The organism is Klebsiella sp. CN_Kp100, from assembly GCF_040065315.1.
Classification (GTDB): Bacteria; Pseudomonadota; Gammaproteobacteria; order Enterobacterales; family Enterobacteriaceae; genus Klebsiella; species Klebsiella oxytoca.
In genome coordinates, this window is sequence record NZ_JBEAIJ010000034.1 from 69,719 (window position 1) to 87,081 (window position 17,363).

General features: G+C 56.7%; 13 protein-coding genes. 7 read left to right on the forward strand and 6 right to left on the reverse strand.

Features of this window, described 5'->3' with window-relative positions; all coding sequences use genetic code 11:
- Nucleotides 1-47: 47 nt before the first annotated feature.
- The 3 genes from ABLV12_RS12425 to ABLV12_RS12435 all read left to right on the forward strand — a co-directional run bounded on the left by ABLV12_RS12425 (nt 48) and on the right by ABLV12_RS12435 (nt 2,797).
- The gene (locus ABLV12_RS12425; protein ID WP_004106683.1) at nt 48-1,700 is read left to right on the forward strand and encodes an alpha,alpha-trehalase; all 1,653 of its coding nucleotides are present in this window, start codon (nt 48-50) and stop codon (nt 1,698-1,700) included.
- Between the two features lie 67 nt (nt 1,701-1,767).
- Complete coding sequence (locus ABLV12_RS12430) at nt 1,768-2,316, forward strand: GNAT family protein (protein WP_004106684.1); 549 nt, start codon at nt 1,768-1,770, stop codon at nt 2,314-2,316.
- A 52-nt stretch (nt 2,317-2,368) separates the two neighbouring features.
- Nucleotides 2,369-2,797, forward strand: a complete 429-nt coding sequence (locus ABLV12_RS12435; protein ID WP_004106685.1) for a lysozyme — start codon at nt 2,369-2,371, stop codon at nt 2,795-2,797.
- On the opposite strand, the gene ABLV12_RS12440 is transcribed toward ABLV12_RS12435, so the two are convergent.
- A complete protein-coding gene (locus ABLV12_RS12440; RefSeq protein ID WP_004106686.1) occupies nt 2,794-3,402 on the reverse strand; it encodes a response regulator transcription factor in 609 nt (202 codons plus the stop codon). The two genes, ABLV12_RS12435 and ABLV12_RS12440, sit on opposite strands and share 4 nt — an antisense overlap.
- Before the next feature lie 360 nt (nt 3,403-3,762).
- Nucleotides 3,763-4,521, reverse strand: coding sequence for an SDR family oxidoreductase (locus ABLV12_RS12445; RefSeq protein ID WP_004106687.1), 759 nt, complete (start codon nt 4,519-4,521; stop codon nt 3,763-3,765).
- Nucleotides 4,522-4,640: 119 nt separating this feature from the next.
- On the opposite strand from ABLV12_RS12445, the gene ABLV12_RS12450 reads away from it, so the two are divergent.
- The 3 genes from ABLV12_RS12450 (at nt 4,641) to ABLV12_RS12460 (ending at nt 8,434) form a co-directional block, all read left to right on the forward strand.
- Nucleotides 4,641-5,549: a LysR family transcriptional regulator gene (locus ABLV12_RS12450; RefSeq protein ID WP_016807554.1), complete on the forward strand. Its 909-nt coding sequence runs from the start codon at nt 4,641-4,643 to the stop codon at nt 5,547-5,549.
- Nucleotides 5,550-5,809: 260 nt separating this feature from the next.
- Nucleotides 5,810-6,841 (forward strand): inner membrane protein YhjD, encoded by a 1,032-nt coding sequence (gene yhjD / locus ABLV12_RS12455; protein ID WP_004106689.1) that lies wholly within the window; start codon nt 5,810-5,812, stop codon nt 6,839-6,841.
- A 270-nt stretch (nt 6,842-7,111) separates the two neighbouring features.
- Complete coding sequence (locus ABLV12_RS12460) at nt 7,112-8,434, forward strand: MFS transporter (protein ID WP_064397789.1); 1,323 nt, start codon at nt 7,112-7,114, stop codon at nt 8,432-8,434.
- A gap of 49 nt (nt 8,435-8,483) precedes the next feature.
- Here the strand turns inward: ABLV12_RS12460 and ABLV12_RS12465 are convergent, their stop codons facing one another.
- Nucleotides 8,484-10,535, reverse strand: coding sequence for an AsmA family protein (locus tag ABLV12_RS12465; protein ID WP_004116206.1), 2,052 nt, complete (start codon nt 10,533-10,535; stop codon nt 8,484-8,486).
- A 195-nt stretch (nt 10,536-10,730) separates the two neighbouring features.
- Here ABLV12_RS12465 and ABLV12_RS12470 point away from each other — a divergent pair, with 195 nt between their 5' ends.
- Entirely contained in the window at nt 10,731-11,660 is a 930-nt protein-coding gene (locus ABLV12_RS12470; protein ID WP_325905603.1) for a sugar kinase, read from the forward strand.
- Between the two features lie 204 nt (nt 11,661-11,864).
- Here ABLV12_RS12470 and ABLV12_RS12475 read toward each other — a convergent pair whose 3' ends face one another.
- From ABLV12_RS12475 to hmsP, 3 genes are all read right to left on the reverse strand, one after another.
- The gene (locus tag ABLV12_RS12475) at nt 11,865-13,370 is read right to left on the reverse strand and encodes a pitrilysin family protein (RefSeq protein ID WP_004106697.1); all 1,506 of its coding nucleotides are present in this window, start codon (nt 13,368-13,370) and stop codon (nt 11,865-11,867) included.
- A gap of 219 nt (nt 13,371-13,589) precedes the next feature.
- Nucleotides 13,590-14,876 carry a dicarboxylate/amino acid:cation symporter gene (locus ABLV12_RS12480; protein WP_004106699.1) on the reverse strand — a complete coding sequence of 429 codons (1,287 nt, stop codon included), beginning with the start codon at nt 14,874-14,876 and terminating at the stop codon, nt 13,590-13,592.
- A 154-nt stretch (nt 14,877-15,030) separates the two neighbouring features.
- The gene (hmsP, locus tag ABLV12_RS12485) at nt 15,031-17,037 is read right to left on the reverse strand and encodes a biofilm formation regulator HmsP (protein ID WP_064397783.1); all 2,007 of its coding nucleotides are present in this window, start codon (nt 17,035-17,037) and stop codon (nt 15,031-15,033) included.
- Nucleotides 17,038-17,363 lie beyond the last annotated feature (326 nt).

Here is a 17,363-nt window from a genome sequence, read left to right on the forward strand (position 1 = left end):
GCGTGCCCGGCATCCTCTACTGACGCAATCCGGAGGTCCGTACCCCTATGTTCAGCCAGAAATTACGCAACGTTGATGACGATGAGCTCAGGATCGACACCGATCCGTGCTACGAAGCCGATCCGTATGAGTTAAAGCTGGATGAAATGTTCGACGCCGAACCTGAACCGGAGATCATTGAAGGGCTGCCCGCCTCGGATGCCCTCACCCCTGCCGATCGTTATCTGGAGCTGTTCGCCCACGTCCAGAAATCGCGAATTTTCGCCGATAGTAAAACCTTCCCGGACTGCGCGCCGAAGCAGGATCCGCTGGATATCTTGATTCACTATCGTCGCATCAGGCGCACCCCCGGATTCGATTTACGCCAGTTTGTGGAAGATCATTTCTGGCTGCCGGAAAGCCGCGCCGAGGACTACGTCTCCGATCCCACGCGATCCCTCAAGGAGCATATTGATAATCTGTGGCCAATCCTCACCCGCGAGCCGCAGGATCATATTCCGTGGTCGTCGCTGCTGGCGCTGCCGCAGTCATATATTGTTCCCGGCGGGCGCTTTAGCGAAACCTACTACTGGGATTCCTACTTCACTATGCTGGGGCTGGCGGAAAGCGGCCGCGAAGACCTGCTGAAATGCATGGCCGATAATTTCGCGTGGATGATCGAAATCTACGGCCATATTCCTAACGGCAACCGCACCTACTATCTCAGCCGCTCGCAGCCGCCGGTCTTTGCCCTGATGGTCGAACTGTTTGAAGAAGATGGCGTCCGCGGCGCTAAACGGTACCTTGACCACCTGCAAATGGAGTACAGCTTCTGGATGGACGGCGCGGAATCGCTGATCCCCAATCAGGCGTATCGTCACGTGGTGCGTATGCCGGACGGCTCTTTACTGAACCGCTACTGGGACGATCGCGACACGCCGCGCGATGAGTCGTGGCGGGAAGATGTTGAAACGGCGAAGCGCTCCGGGCGCCCGCCGAATGAAGTTTATCGCGACCTGCGCGCGGGGGCGGAGTCCGGCTGGGATTACTCCAGCCGCTGGCTGCGCGATATCACCCGACTGGCAAGCATCCGTACTACCCAGTTTATCCCCATTGATCTGAACGCCTTGCTGTTCAAGCTGGAGAATACCATCGCCAACCTCTCCGGCCTGAAGGGCGACCGGGAAACCGAGGCCGCTTTCCGCCAGAAGGCCAGCGACCGTCGGGCGGCGGTGACCCGCTATCTGTGGGATGACGAAAGCGGTTGTTTCCGCGATTATGACTGGCGCCGCGAGCAGCTGGCGCTGTTTTCCGCCGCCAGCATCGTCGCGCTCTATGTCGGTATGGCGACCCACGATCAGGCCGACAGGCTTGCCGATGCGGTACGCGCCCGCCTGCTTACCCCCGGCGGTATTATGGCGACCGAATATCAAAGCGGTGAACAGTGGGATAAGCCCAACGGCTGGGCGCCGCTGCAGTGGATGGCGGTACAGGGTTTTAAAATGTACGGTCAGGATCCGCTCGGCGATGAGATAGCCCACAGCTGGCTGCAAACGGTGAATCATTTCTATAAACAGCACTTTAAGCTGATTGAAAAGTACCACATCGCCAGCGCCACTCCCCACGAAGGCGGAGGGGGTGAGTACCCGCTTCAGGACGGCTTCGGCTGGACCAATGGCGTGGTGCGCCGGCTTATTGGTCTGTACGGCGAACCGTTGTAACGGCAGACTGTTCCGGCAGTCGATGTCCTGCTATGTTCATGGCATCGACTTTTGCCGGAACCCTGCTATGCCAGAACTGATGACCCCACGTCTGCGCTGTTCCCCGCTGCAGCTTGACGACTGGCCTTTTTTCCTCGCCCTCCAGCAGGATCCCCAGGTGATGCTTTACGTCGCGGATCCTCGCCCGGTCGCCGACATTCGTGAGGCTTTTGATTCGCGGCTTCCCTTATGGTCCCCGGGCGCGGCCCACTGGCTGTGTCTGGTCGTGCGCGATCGCTTCACCCATGCTCCCCTTGGCCTCACCGGCTACCAGCATCACGCTGGCGATAGCGCTGAAGTGGGTTTTCTGTTCGCTCCCCACGCGCAGGGGAAGGGGTACGGCAGTGAATCGCTGCGCGCGCTGTGCGAGTACGCTTTGACTACGGGCGGTATCCGGCGGCTGACGGCGACCGTCACCGCGGGTAATCTTGCGTCAAAAAATCTGCTGCTAAAGGTTGGTTTTCATCAGGAAGGCGAGCTGCGTGAATGCTACTGGCTCAACGGTCGCTGGCACAACGATTGGCTTTTCGGCCTGCTGCGCCGCGAGCATAACCAGCCTGGGCCATCTGGCGAATAGGGCGCGGTTAACTTTTCCTCTACACTGCGGGCCAGCCAAAGAGGAAGAGAACATGTCCCCTATAACACCGTCGCTAAGCCCGCAGGGCCTGGACTTTATTAAACGAACTCAGGGATTAGCACTCGCCCCCTATCGGGACGAGAGCGGCCTGCGCGTGATTGGCTATGGCCACGTTCTCAACGATTATGAAACGTTCAACCACTTCACGCGCGAGATCGCGGAGACCTTGCTTACCGTCGACCTGGTGCAATGCCAGCGCCAGCTTAAGCGCAACCTGCGGGTGAGGCTTAACCCATCGCAGTATGATGCGCTGGTCTCTTTAGCCTTTAGCTGCGGCCCGGCGTCTCCGGAGCTTGATATTGTTTTAACTCACCTTAACCATCAGCGGTTCGCTGAGGCGCTGACCGCCTGGGAAAATATTCGCAGCGGCCACGAACAGCGGCGTGAAGAGTGCGCAAGATTCAAGGCGACAACCGATTAAGTTTCGCTGACGCCATTAAACACCATCGCCGCCTGGGTACGATTCTTCACATCCAGTCGGCGATACAGCGACTCCAGATGCGCCTTGACCGTGCCCGCGCTAATATTTAAGGCGCGGCTAATCTCTTTATTGGAATCTCCCGCCGCCAGCAGCTGTAAAATCTCGCGCTGACGCTGGCTTAAATGAACCAATTTATTATCCCGCGCTTCCGCCGTCATTAGCCAATCGCCCGGCAAACAGAGCAGGCCATGCATGATGCTGTTGATCGCCTGGGCGAATGTTTGCAGGCTTTCCCTGCGTTGAATGATCCCGCGCACATTCCAGGAAAGCGCGCGCTGTAGCCAGCTTTTATTATCGTCGGACACGATCAGCAGCACCTGAGTCGCCGGGAAGCGGAGCTGCTTTTCCTGCAGTAGCCAGCAGCAAAACTCGCTGTGCATATCGCCATCCAGAATGAGCAGTGCTTCAGGATTCGCCGTTAGCTTCTGCCAGAGCTGATCCGCCTGACAGGTGCCAAAAATATCAAGTTCAGGAATGTGTTGCTGGAGGCCAATTTTCATTCCGTGAATAAATATCGACTGCCTGTCAAACATGATTACCTGCATGGATTTATCTCCAACAAAGAAATGCCCGATTAAAAGAGGGGGGAAGGGTAATATCAGCAAGATAAAATAAGAACTCGCTGTTTGGCCTGGGGCATTTTACCGATAGGGAGGATTATCTAAACATCATAACAATGAATAGTTACAGGCCTTATTCACGCCATTACTTATTCACAATATTTATTACATTTAAATTAAGGAAATCCTTAATGAACCAGGCAGGTAAAAATAAATATAATATTATTTTTCTATTTTAAACGAACCCGCAAACGCAGGCGATGGCAAAGCGGGGAAAGTGTGTTACGGAGTAAGAAAGCGCATGAAATGTGTATACCCCTTCATGATCCATGAAGGGGCTGGGGATTACAAAAACATTCCGCCAGAGACCTCAACGCGCTGGGCGTTCATCCAGCGCAGATCGTCGCTGAGTAGCGCGGCGATAGCATCGCCAATATCATCCGGCTGCCCCACTCTTCCCAGCGCCGTTTGCCCGGCGATATGCTGATTCACCTGCGGGTTATCGCGTACCACTCCGCCGCCAAAATCGGTTTCAATGGCGCCAGGAGCAATGATATTGACCGAAATTCCGCGTTCCCCAAGCTCCTTCGCCTGATAGCGCGTCAGTACCTCCATCGCGCCTTTCATCGCGGCATAGGCCGCATAACCCGGCAGAGCAAAACGCGCCAGTCCGCTGGAAACGTTGAGGATGCGTCCCCCGTCCTGCAATAGCGGTAACAGACGCTGAGTAAGGAAGAACGGTCCCTTAAACTGGATGTTCATTAATTCATCAAACTGCGCTTCGCTGGTTTCGGCAAAAGCGACGTTCAGGCCAATACCGGCATTGTTTAATAAATAGTCGAATGTCTCCCGCTGCCAGCGTTGTTGAAGCACTTCCCCCACCTTGTGTGCAAAACCATCAAAACTGGTGATATCGCCGACGTTTAACGGTAATGCTGCGGCTTTTACGCCTTTTTTCTCAATTTCAGCTACCACGTCAAGCGCCGCCTGCGGGTTGCTATGCCAGGTCAGAATAATATCGGTTCCCTTCTCCGCCAGCTTCAGGGCGGCGTTTTTCCCCAGCCCGCGGCTGCCGCCGGTCACCAAAGCGATACGTTGTGTCATCAGAAAACCCCTTTTCGGTTGCGTTTGCCTCGTTAAAGAGCTTATTAGCTGCTATAAAAACAATAAATACTGAAAATTACGCTTTACTGTTTCATTAAGAGCAACAAAAGGTCGGCGGAATGGATAAAATTCACGCAATGCAGCTGTTCATCAGAGTAGCGGAGCTGGAGAGTTTTTCCCGCGCTGCGGATACGCTTGGCCTGCCTAAAGGGAGCGTTTCGCGCCAGATTCAGGCACTGGAAAACCATCTTGGCGTTCGTCTGCTGCATCGCACCACCCGCCGGGTGCAGCTGACTCAGGATGGTATGGTCTACTACGAACGCGCCAGAGACCTGCTCAGCAATCTCGATGAGCTGGACGGGATGTTTCAGCTCGATCCCTCCAGCATTAGCGGACGCCTGCGGGTCGATATGCCGGTCGCCGTGGCGAAAAAACTGGTTATTCCGCAACTGCCGGCATTTCTGCAGCAGTATCCCGGCATCGAACTGGAGCTCAGCAGCAGCGACAGGTTGGTTGACGTAATCCGCGAGGGTTTTGATTGTGTGATACGCGTCGGTACGCTGAAAGATTCCGGGCTGATTGCGCGACCGCTGGGCAAGCTCACGCAAATCAACTGCGCCAGTCCTCAATATCTCACCCGCTTTGGCTACCCGCAGTCGCTGGACGATCTCGCCGATCATGCGCTGATCCACTACGCCAGCAATCTGGGCGTGCGCCCGCTGGGCTTCGAAGTGGTTAGCGATGGCGCCGTCCGCTGGGTCAAAACCGGTGGCGTTCTGACGGTTAACAGCACCGAAACTTATCAAGCCTCGTGCCTGGCGGGGCTGGGGATTATTCAGGTACCCCGGGTGGGCGTTCGTGAAATGCTGCGCACCGGGGAGCTGATAGAAATTCTGCCCCACTACCGCGCCGAGCCGCTGCCGGTTTCGCTCATTTATCCGCACCGGCGCAACCTTTCACGTCGGGTACATCTGTTTATGGAGTGGCTGGGCGGGCTCATGAAAAGCTATGTTGATGAGTCCGCATGATGAAAAATCCGTATTTGTGGGAGTAGCGATATTTTATGTCGGGTAGCAGCTAACGCCTTATCCAGGATAAATATAGATAACTATCAGTGAATTATGAATTTTCCGCGGCCCTGCGCAAACAAAACGCCGGCGAGCGATTAGCGCAGAACAGGCGGCAAACAGGAACGTATTCATGCCTCCGATGCCCCCGGCACGCCTTATCCGTGATTTTACGTATATAATTTTGATGAATATCGCTGTAAAAAAGGAAGAAATAATTTATGACGCCGGAAAACGACGCCCAACGACCAGCCCAGGATCCGGGCCAGCAGCCGGATGAAAATAAAAGCGCCCTGGCTGCGATAAATGACTCCACCGTGGCGAAAAAAGCCAACCAGGCGCTAAAAAGCGTCACCGGAACGGCGGAAAAAGTCCAGCGTAACCCCATTATTGCGCACCTCATCCGCGCCGCAGAGCGTTTCAACGACAGGCTGGGCAATCAGTTTGGTGCGGCGATCACCTACTTCTCATTTTTATCGATGATCCCGATTCTGATGGTCTCTTTTGCAGCAGCCGGTTTTGTTCTGGCCTCGCATCCTACGCTGCTACAGGACATCTTCGATAAAATCCTGCTTAACGTCAGCGACCCGACGCTCGCGGCAACGCTGAAAAATACCATCAATACCGCCGTACAGCAGCGCACCACCGTCGGCATCGTCGGTCTGCTGGTGGCGCTCTATTCCGGTATTAACTGGATGGGCAACCTGCGTGAGGCGATTCGCGCCCAGTCCCGCGACGTCTGGGAGCGTACGCCGCAGGATCAGGAAAAAATTTGGGTGAAGTACTTTCGCGACTTTATCTCGCTAATCGGCCTGCTGGTGGCGCTGGTGATCACCTTGTCAATCACCTCCATCGCCGGGTCGGCTCAGCAGATGATTATCTCGGCGCTCTATCTGGACTACATCGAGTGGCTGAAACCGGCGTGGCGGCTTATTGGCCTGGCCATTTCCATCTTCGCCAACTATCTGCTCTTTTTCTGGATTTTCTGGCGACTCCCGCGCCACCGCCCGCGCCGTAGGGCGCTGATTCGCGGCACCCTGATTGCGGCGGTCGGCTTTGAGATAATCAAGATCGTCATGACCTGGACGCTACCGTCGCTGGTCAAGTCGCCGTCCGGGGCGGCATTCGGCTCGGTGCTGGGAATCATGGCCTTCTTCTATTTCTTCGCCCGCCTGACGCTTTTCTGCGCCGCGTGGATTGCGACCGCCGAGTATAAAGACGACCGCCGGATGCCGGGCAAAGCCCACGACTAAACCATCACTGGGCTGAATAAAAGACGCAAAATTCAGCCCAACCTGGCATTTCAGCAGATAAATCCAATATGTAACTTTTATTTAACCTAAACCTGGTTTTATCAACCATTATTTGAATTGTGTGAAGCATTTCATAGAACTTATTTTTCTGGCACAGAAATTATTCACTTTTTGCCTGTTTTTTAGCCTCCCCGTCCCCTTGTTACAGATTGAAATGTCCCCAAGGCTGTGGCTATATGGCCTTTCGTTCGCAAAAAATAAGAAAGATCTATGCAAGCCACAGCCACAACACTCGACAATGCTCAGGAAACCGTTCCGGTTAACTCACGCAACAAGGTCGTCGTCGCTTCGCTCATTGGCACCGCCATCGAGTTCTTCGACTTCTATATCTATGCCACCGCGGCGGTCATTGTATTTCCGCATATTTTCTTCCCGCAGGGCGATCCCGCCGCCGCGACGCTACAATCGCTGGCGACCTTCGCCATCGCGTTTATTGCCCGCCCTATCGGTTCTGCGGTATTCGGCCATTTCGGCGACCGCGTAGGCCGTAAAGCGACCCTCGTGGCCTCGCTGCTGACGATGGGGATCTCAACCGTAGTTATCGGCCTGCTGCCCGGCTATGAAACCATTGGCATTATGGCGCCGGTGCTGCTGGCGCTGGCCCGCTTTGGCCAGGGGCTGGGCCTTGGCGGCGAATGGGGCGGCGCGGCGCTGCTGGCGACGGAAAACGCCCCGCCGCGCAAGCGCGCGCTGTATGGCTCATTCCCGCAGCTGGGCGCGCCTATCGGCTTCTTCTTCGCTAACGGCACCTTCCTGCTGCTCTCCTGGCTGCTGACCGACCAGCAGTTTATGGAATGGGGCTGGCGTATGCCGTTTATCTTCTCCGCCGTGCTGGTCATTATCGGCCTGTACGTCCGCGTTTCGCTGCACGAGTCGCCGGTGTTCGCAAAGGTAGCCGCCGCGAAGAAACAGGTCAAAATCCCGCTGGGCACCCTGCTGACCAAACACGTACGCGTCACCGTTCTCGGCACCTTTATCATGCTGGCGACCTACACGCTGTTTTACATCATGACCGTCTACTCCATGACCTTCAGTACCGCCGCCGCGCCGATTGGTCTCGGCTTGCCGCGCAACGAAGTGCTGTGGATGCTGATGATGGCGGTCATTGGTTTTGGCGTGATGGTGCCGGCGGCGGGCCTGCTGGCGGATGCCTTTGGCCGTCGTAAGAGCATGGTCGTGATCACGACTCTCATCATCCTCTTCGCGCTGTTTGCCTTTAAACCGCTGCTCGGCTCCGGCAATCCGCTGCTGGTCTTTGCCTTCCTGCTGATTGGCCTGAGCCTGATGGGGCTGACCTTTGGCCCTATGGGCGCGCTGCTGCCGGAGCTATTCCCGACCGAAGTTCGCTACACCGGCGCCTCGTTCTCCTACAACGTCTCGTCGATCCTCGGGGCGTCCGTAGCGCCGTATATCGCCGCATGGCTGCAGGGCAACTACGGTCTGCCCGCGGTTGGGCTCTACCTCGCCGCCATGGCGGCGCTGACGATGATCGCGCTGCTGCTGACTCACGAAACGCGTCATCAATCGCTGTAACTCTCCGTCCACTCCCCCGGCCATCCGGCCAGGGGAGTCTTCTTCCCGACTATTTTTTCATCTGCGACAAGATTGCCCGACACTGGTTCGCCTCGCCTTCGGCAGGTGATATCAGCGCCAGCAGCGCTGCTGCCGGCGTCACCAGCGTCGCCAGCGCTGCCGCTACCGCGCCGCGGGCAATCAGCGGCCCCGCCTTCACGCCCGCATTCGGCGACTTAAAGCTGCCGCGAACATACAGCGGGGAGCGCAGGGTGATAATACGAAAGCCCTTACTCTCCGGATCGATAGTGAGGTCCAGCTGCTCCGACGCAAAGCTGGCGGTCCCGGTCACGTTGATCAGCGCGTTTTCGGTATCAAACGCGAACACCTGCGGCCGGGCGACGCCGTTGACCACGTCGATATTCGCCGCCGCGCAGTTCACCCGCACCTCATCATCGCCAAAGATCTGGCCGATAATAAAGTTACCGACGTTCAGGCCGAGGATCTCCATCAGGTTACGGCTAATCAGCCCGTCGTTCATCAGCAGCTTCAGGTTACCGTTACTGTTGCCCAGCAGCGCGGCGACGGAGTTACCGGTGCCGCGAAGCTGAACATCGCCGTTCATTTCGCCGAGCGTTTTCTGCATCATCTCCACGTTTGGCATCAGCGCTTTCAGCTTCAGGCGGCGCGCCTGTAGGTTGGCCGTCCCCTGCAGCGGTTTTTTATCCCCTTCAAGATGAATGCTGCCGGCGAGGGTACCGTTAGCCAGCCCCAGACGCAGCGGCTGCAGGCGCAGGTCGCCTCGCTGCAGGATGATGTGCGTAGAAAGGTCGCTGATGGGTAGCGTGCTGCCGTGCTCAATCCGCCGTCCTTTGAAGCGCACATCGGCATCCATTACCTGCCACTTGTCGGTTTCAAAGCGGTCATACGGCAACACTTTTCCGGCTGGCTGCGGAGAAGCTTCACCTTTACGCCGTTCAGTCTGGCTGCCTTTACCGCCGGAATCGACGCCAATCAGCGGCCCCAGATCCGCCAGCCGTAGCTGCCTGGACTCCAGATCGCCCTCCAGCTTAGGCCGGGGTTTACCGGTGGTGTAGATCAGCGACCCGTGGATATCGCTCTCGCCAATACGGCCATTGAAATCCTGATAGGCGAAGCGTGAACCGTTTTTCTCCTTAAAGGTGGCGCGCAGATGGCCGTCGGTAGAGAAAGTCGGCGTATCCGGCAGCAGTACGCCTGTCAGATCGTAGAGATCGCCCAGCGAATCACCGGAAAACTTGAGGCGCAGATCGACGCCGCCGAGATTGAGCGGATCGCTCACCGTGCCGGTAAAAGCGACCCGGGTATTGCCGGAACGAAAATCCCCCTGCAGCGGGAACGGCGTCCCTTCGCTGCGCAGCGCCAGCATGCCGCCGATTTTGCCGTTACCGGAGAGCGGCTGCCCGTTGTAGCTCCCTTTCGCCTGCAGGCCGAAGACGTAATCGCCCACTTTCTGCGACGCTCCTTTCCCTTTTTCGCCGGTCACTTCACTAAACGCCAGCGGTTTACCGAGCGGATCAACCACGATCGTCACGTCGGCGCGCGATACCTTGTCATCGATAGCAATCTTGCCGCGATCGAAAAGAATATTGTCGAGTCGGAAAGACCAACTGGAAGGCGCCGCATCTTTCTCAGACGCTCCCGCCGAAGCCAGGTCGAAAGTCCAGTTGTTGGTCTTCTCCGACAGTCGAATCAATCGCGCGTCCGGCTGTTCAAGCTTAATCCACGGTAGATAGACCGTTTTGCTGAGCAGCGCCAGCGGGGCGAGGGTCGCCTCAACGCGCGGCAGGTGAACCATGGTGACCTGCGGGATGTCAGGCGGGTTGCCGAGGATAATATCTTCGGCATGCACGTGCGGCCAGGGTATCCAGCTTCGCCAGCCTCTTTCGCCGGGCTGGCGCTCCCACACGACGCCCAGATCGCCGCGAATCGCAAACGGGCGGTTCAGCTCGGCCGACACTTTCTGATTAATCGTCGGCTTCAGGCGATTCCAGTCAAAGGTCGCCACCACAATAAAAAACAGAACGATCAGTACGACTATCGTTCCAAGGATAATAGCCACGGTTTTACGGGTTCTGGTCATCCCTTCTGCACTCCTTTTGCGTCTCGTCAGTCATGAATATAGTTGAGAAACGTCAGGTGCTCTGCCAAATGCGCTTTTCGTCACATAATCCGCGTCAGGTCAAAAAAATAATGGAACGTTGTTTTAATATCATTGACCATAAAAGCGGCCCAGCGCACACTAGGGTTAATATTGATTTAATTTCAGGTCATCACTATGTCTAAGAAAATTGCCGTCATTGGCGAATGCATGATTGAGCTGTCAGAGAAAGGCGCGGCGGTAAATCGCGGCTTTGGCGGCGACACCTTAAACACTTCCGTCTACATTGCCCGCCAGACCGACGCCAGCGAGCTGGGCGTACACTATGTTACCGCCCTGGGCACGGACAACTTCAGCCAGCAGATGCTCGAATCCTGGCAGAGTGAGAATGTCCAGACGGACCTGATTCAGCGCATGGCCGACCGTTTACCGGGCCTCTACTACATCGAAACTGACGATACCGGCGAGCGTACGTTTTACTACTGGCGTAATGAAGCCGCAGCGAAGTTCTGGCTGGAGAGCGAGCAGTCTGCGGCCATCTGCGAAGAGCTGGCGACCTATGATTATCTTTACCTCAGCGGCATCAGCCTGGCGATCCTGAGCCCGACAAGCCGCGAGAAGCTGCTGACCCTGCTGCGGGAATGCCGGGCAAACGGCGGTAAAGTTATCTTTGATAACAACTATCGTCCGCGCCTGTGGAGCAGTAAAGAAGAGACGCAGCAGGTTTATCAGCAGATGCTGGCCTGCACCGACATTGCGTTCCTGACCCTTGATGACGAAGACGCGCTGTGGGGCGAGAAGCCGGTGGCAGAGGTGATTGCCCGCACTCACGCCGCTGGCGTTGAAGAAGTGGTGGTGAAGCGCGGCGCCGACTCCTGCCTGGTGGCGATTGCCGGACAGCCGCAGCTGGAAGTCCCGGCCGTTAAGCTGGCAAAAGAGAAAGTCGTTGATACCACGGCAGCGGGCGATTCATTCAGCGCCGGCTATCTGGCCGTGCGCCTGACCGGCGGCGATGCCGAATCGGCGGCAAAACGCGGCCACCTGACCGCCAGCACGGTGATTCAGTATCGCGGTGCGATTATCCCGCGCGAGGCGATGCCGCAGTAATTTCGATGGAGTTACGCCCGCCGGCGAGAATCCCGGCTTGCGCTGCGCTTAGCCGGGCTACGGGTTTACCGCCATCTGCACGCCGGTAGACCGGAGAAGGCGCGCCAGCGCCTTCTCCAGGAAAATCACCGGGCCAATCCCGAGCAATAGTTAAAACAGATAAGCCATAAACCTCACCGGATAGCCACACTATCCGGTTTTGCTTTACTGCGCAGGCGGGATATCCGTCGCTTCGCTACGTCCTTGCGCAACATCACCGGCGCTGTTCGACGCCGCGGCGGCCGCTGGCGCTGGCGCCATCAGCTTTTCCCACGTCGCCTGCAGGTCCTTCATGTTGTACTCCGGTTCGCCCTGCGGCTGCTGCAACACCAGCGCCATATCCTGCGAAAGCTGCTGACGCAGGTACTGATTCAGCATGTCAACCGTCAGCGAATTGAGGAACTCCTGACGCAGCTTCTGATACTGCTCGGGAGCGATATCCACCACCTGATTTTGCAACGAACGCATCCGCTGGCTAATCAGAAGATAGGTATCCGTGCGGGCATAGGTGGCAAACAGCTTCTGCAGTTCAAGGTTTTTCTGCGCAATCAGGGCATCAAACTCATCCTGCGGCAGACCGTTATCGCGCACTTTCGCCAGCTCGCGCGCCACGGTCGTTAAGTTGGCGTTCAGCCGCTCGCCCGGCGATTCGATATTGATCGCGCACTGGGCGCGCTGGTAAAGCACGCGGCAGTCAAAGCCCAGGCCGATATCCTTGATGTTACTTTTGCTCAGATTCTGCTGAACGTGCCAGAACAGCGCTTCTCTGGCGAGGTCATCTCGCCAGTAGCGCTGCAGCGCGACCGAGTCGCGAATCGGCTGCCACGGCGCATCCCACATCAGCGACAGCTTATCCTGGCGCACTGCATCGGTCATGATGCTGACCGGCGTCGTCGGCAGCGGCGACAGGGTAGGAACCGCCACCGGCGTTTCGCGCTTGCCCTTCAGGCCGCCGAAAGTTTTGTTTATTTGCTCCGCGACGCTGCGGCTATCGACGTTGCCGACCACAATCAGGGTCATGGCATCCGGCGTGTACCACTTGTGGTAATAGTCTTTAAGCTGAGCAATATCCACCGGCTGCTTCAGCGGCGCCGCCGGATCATGCCCCAGCATGGTGGAGCCTTTCAGCCGATAACGCCACCAGCCCTCTTTAGTATCCGCAGGCCAGGTGACCACCATATCTTCGCCCTGCAGCGCATGGTTGACCGCTTCCGGAGTGATCGACATTTTACCGCTGGCGCTCGCCAGCCAGCTCAGCGCCTCTTTCAGCAGGTCGTTACGGTTATTCGGTAAGCTCAGGTTAAACAAACTGTAGTCATAAGAGACGATGGCGGGCGGCAGAGGACGTTTCGGGTCAATACTCTGCTGCCATAGCGAACGGGCCTGCATGGTCGGGAGGCCACCGTTTTGCGTCAGCGCGAGGCGCGGGATAAAGTGGCTAAAGCCGCTCTGCTGAGTGCTTTCGCTCAGCGAGCCAATATTCACGGACAGGCGAACTTCGATACGATCGCTGGGACGCTGCGGAGTGGCTAAAACCTGCCACTGAAACCCGTTTGCCAGTGTGCCCTGTTGCCAGGCCGGGTCCGGCTGGAGCGCTTCTGCCTGCACATAACCGACCGTCGCCAACATCAGCAAACCACCGGTTAAGAGTCGAATTTTTGTGCCCTGCATGTGAACCCCTGATGAACAATCCTGGTTACAACAGCGGCCCACGGGAGGGCCGCCGAAAAAATGGTGAGTTAAGTACGTCGGTTAGACCACACGGAGACGAAAATGTCGCATGTTGACGTGAAATAATCATAAGGGTCACCGCCGCGCATGCGGCAGCGACCCCTAATTATGCGCAGGAGCCCATAGTCCAGCAAGGGACTATGGACCTAACAGATGGATTTATGAGGATAATTCGTGCGATTTGTCTACCGGCGTACGGTTATTCAGCACATCATCGAGCTGCTGTGAGTCCAGCTCTTTAACCCATTTCGCGACCACAATAGTCGCTACGCCGTTACCCACCAGGTTGGTCAGCGCGCGCGCCTCGGACATAAAGCGGTCAATGCCGAGGATTAACGCCAGGCCAGCGACCGGCAAATGACCGACGGCGGAGATGGTCGCCGCCAGGACGATAAAGCCGCTGCCCGTCACGCCCGCCGCGCCTTTCGAGGAGAGCAGCAGCACCACCAGCAGGGTAATCTGATGGAAAATATCCATATGGCTGTTTGTCGCCTGGGCGATAAACACAGCCGCCATCGTCAGGTATATTGAGGTGCCATCGAGGTTAAAGGAGTACCCCGTCGGGATCACCAGCCCCACCACCGATTTACGGCAGCCCAGCTTCTCCATCTTATCAAGCATCCGCGGCAGCGCCGACTCGGACGAAGAGGTTCCCAGGACGATCAGCAGCTCTTCGCGGATATAGCGGATGAACTTAAAGATGCTGAAGCCGGTGGCTTTGGCGATCGAGCCCAGTACCACCACGACAAACAGGATACAGGTGATGTAGAAGCAGACGATCAGCTGACCAAGCTGCACCAGCGTACCGACGCCGTATTTCCCGATAGTAAAGGCCATGGCGCCGAATGCGCCAATCGGCGCCAGGCGCATGATCATATTGATGATGCCGAATATAACCTGCGAGAAGCTTTCGATAACGTTAAAAATCAGCTGGCCTTTGCTGCCCAGACGATGCAGCGCAAAACCGAACAGCACGGCAAACATCAGCACCTGCAGAATGTTGCCACTCGCGAACGCGCCAATCACGCTGCCGGGGATAATATCGAGCAGGAACGCCACGATACCCTGATCTTTCGCCTGTTCGGCATAAACCGCCACGGCCTTCGCATCAAGGGTGGCCGGGTCAACGTTCATACCCGCGCCGGGCTGCACCACGTTAACAATGATCAGACCGATGATCAGCGCGATGGTGCTCACGACTTCAAAATAGAGCAGCGCCACCGCCCCGGTGCGGCCGACGGCCTTCATGCTCTCCATCCCGGCAATCCCCGTCACAACGGTACAGAAGATAACCGGGGCAATAATCATTTTAATCAGCTTAACGAAGGCATCGCCGAGGGGTTTCATCTGCGCACCCAGCTCCGGGTAAAAATGGCCCAGCAGAATACCGATCGCTATGGCCGATAAAACCTGGACATAGAGGCTTTTAAAGAAAGAGATTTTCATAGGGTGTCCTTTGGAGATAACCACAGACTGTGAGGGGGTATTGCGTCTGTGGCTTAAAAATAACACCCATGAAACATTTCAGAAATAACGAGTGATGAAATTGCAATGCAATTGTTAATTTATTTGAACTGACTCGCATAAGCTAACAATGTTGTTACAAACTTGCATCCTCAACAACAGCCGGTAAAAAGCGGGCCTTAAAAGCCTCAGGCGGCATGGCGCAGCCAAAAAGATAACCTTGCACCGTCTCGACACCCGCCTCCTGCAGCCAGCGATACTGCTTATCGGTTTCGACGCCCTCCGCGACGATGTGCAGATTCAGCCCCCGCGCCAGCTGGATAATCGCGGGCACCATACTGATGTCATCAGGTAGCATATCGATAAAGACTTTATCGATTTTCAGGATATCCACCGGCAGCGATTTAATATGCTGCAGTTGACGCAGCCCGGCGTAGCCCATACCAAAGTCGTCCAGCGCGATCCGCACGCCCGCTTCACGCAGCGGACGCAGCAGGGAAATCATGGCCTGCGGGTCGTCTATTCGACGGCTTTCGGTGACTTCGAGGATCAGCGTGCCCGGCGCGATACGATAGCGCGCGAGCAGCGCCAGCATCTCCGCGCCGCGATCGTGATGCAGCAGCTGTAGCTGTGACACGTTGACCGATAGCGGCAACATGATCCCCTGATTTTGCCAGGCGGCAAGCTGTCGGCAGGCCTCTTCCATCACCCAGTAGCCGACCGGGACGATCAGCCCGCAGGCCTCGATACGCTCAATCAGATCGCCCGGCAGCGACCAGCTTCCGTCAGCCTGACGCTGACGCAGCAGCGCTTCTGCACCGCAGACCTCGCCGCTGATAGTATCCACCTGCGGCTGCAGCCAGATGGCAAACTGCTGATTATCAAGCGCCGTTAAAATATCGTGCTCTTCCATCAGGCGGCGCTGCGCTTTTTCCATCTGTTCCGGATCGAAGAACTCAATCTGATTTTTACCTTTACGCCGCGCGGTAACGGCGGCGGAAAACGCCCGGCGATAGAGCTGTTCGCCGTTAATTTCGCCGTTAAACATCGCAATGCCGACGCTGGCGCAGGGGCGCAGCTGGATACCGTGCAGCGGTAAACGTTCGCTCAAGACAGTAAGTACTTGCTTACTTAACGTCACCGCCTGCCAGGGCTCGGTAATTCCATGGGCCAGAATCGCAAAGTCGTAGCCGCTCACCTGGGCCAGGACCATCTGCGTCGGGATAACCGCCCGCAGCTTTTCAACGAGCGTCAACAGCAGCATTTCGCGCTGCGTCTCTTTGAGTACGCCAGCGGTATCCTGCAGCGTTTCGCAGGCGACAATCAGCAGCGCAGACGCCTGCGCACGGGCGACGGTTTGCTCCAGCATCGCCATCAAAAAGGCTTTATTTGGCAGCTCGGATACCGGGAAACGGGTCGATTGCAAAGAGAGTTCATCGTGCAGGCGCAGCAGAGTCTGCTGGTTACGGTTATAGCTGCGCACCAGCATGCCGATTTCATCGTCATGATGTAAGCGCGGTATAGAAAGCTGATGGCCAAGACGCTCCTGCTGCGGGACATCATTCAGCTCGCGGGCGATTTTACGCAGCGGTCGTACCATCAGACGGTTGATGCACCAGGTGATGGCTACCGTCAGCATCAGCACCAAAAGTAAGTAAGCAGTCACTAATGTTGCCAGGGCGCTCATCACGAATTTATACATGCGATATGAATCGGCCTGCAGCACCAGATAGGCCAGCGGCTGTGGGTTAGCGGGCCGCTCAAGGGAGTAGATAGGCAGCGAAATCTGCACCGGCAGTTCAAACATGCGGGTGATGGTTACCGGCACCGGACGCTCGGGGATAAAGCGCATCCGCAGCGCCTGGAACTGATTAGGCAGGACAACATCCGCCCGGCTGACGATGCCAGCAGGCTGAATGCGGCTCAGAATGGCTTCCGCCTCCGGGATATCGGCTTTCAGAATAGCCGCTGACAGCGGTTCGCGGACGGAACGCGCAATGCTCTCTAACTGCGTGGCCGTGGTATAGCGACTCTGCTGAACAAAATGGAACAGCAAAATAGAACAGAAGACGAGTACAAACGCCATGGACACGCTCGCGACCATTGCCATCTGTTTAATTGTAAGTGAACGGCTGACGCGCAACGGGGTTCTCCACTGAAACTGAACGCATACCCGGTTTAGATCCATCATCTCCGGTCGTTTTCAGGCTGATTATATACTCAAATTGTTCGCTCACGCCCGCAAGGCGCGAAGCAATGCCATCGGGAGGCTTTCCCGGCGGCGGCACGGACCTGTAAGCATAGCGCGACCCGGGGACAATTCCCGGGTCGCGGCTGACACCTTACCCGGGCTACAAAACGACAAAACCGTCCGGGGGACAAGTTCACCACCGCCATCGGGTCGGTAGCCCGGACAAGGTGCCTCTGGCACCGCCTCCGGGATACAGCGCGCAATGCAGCTTCGCTAGC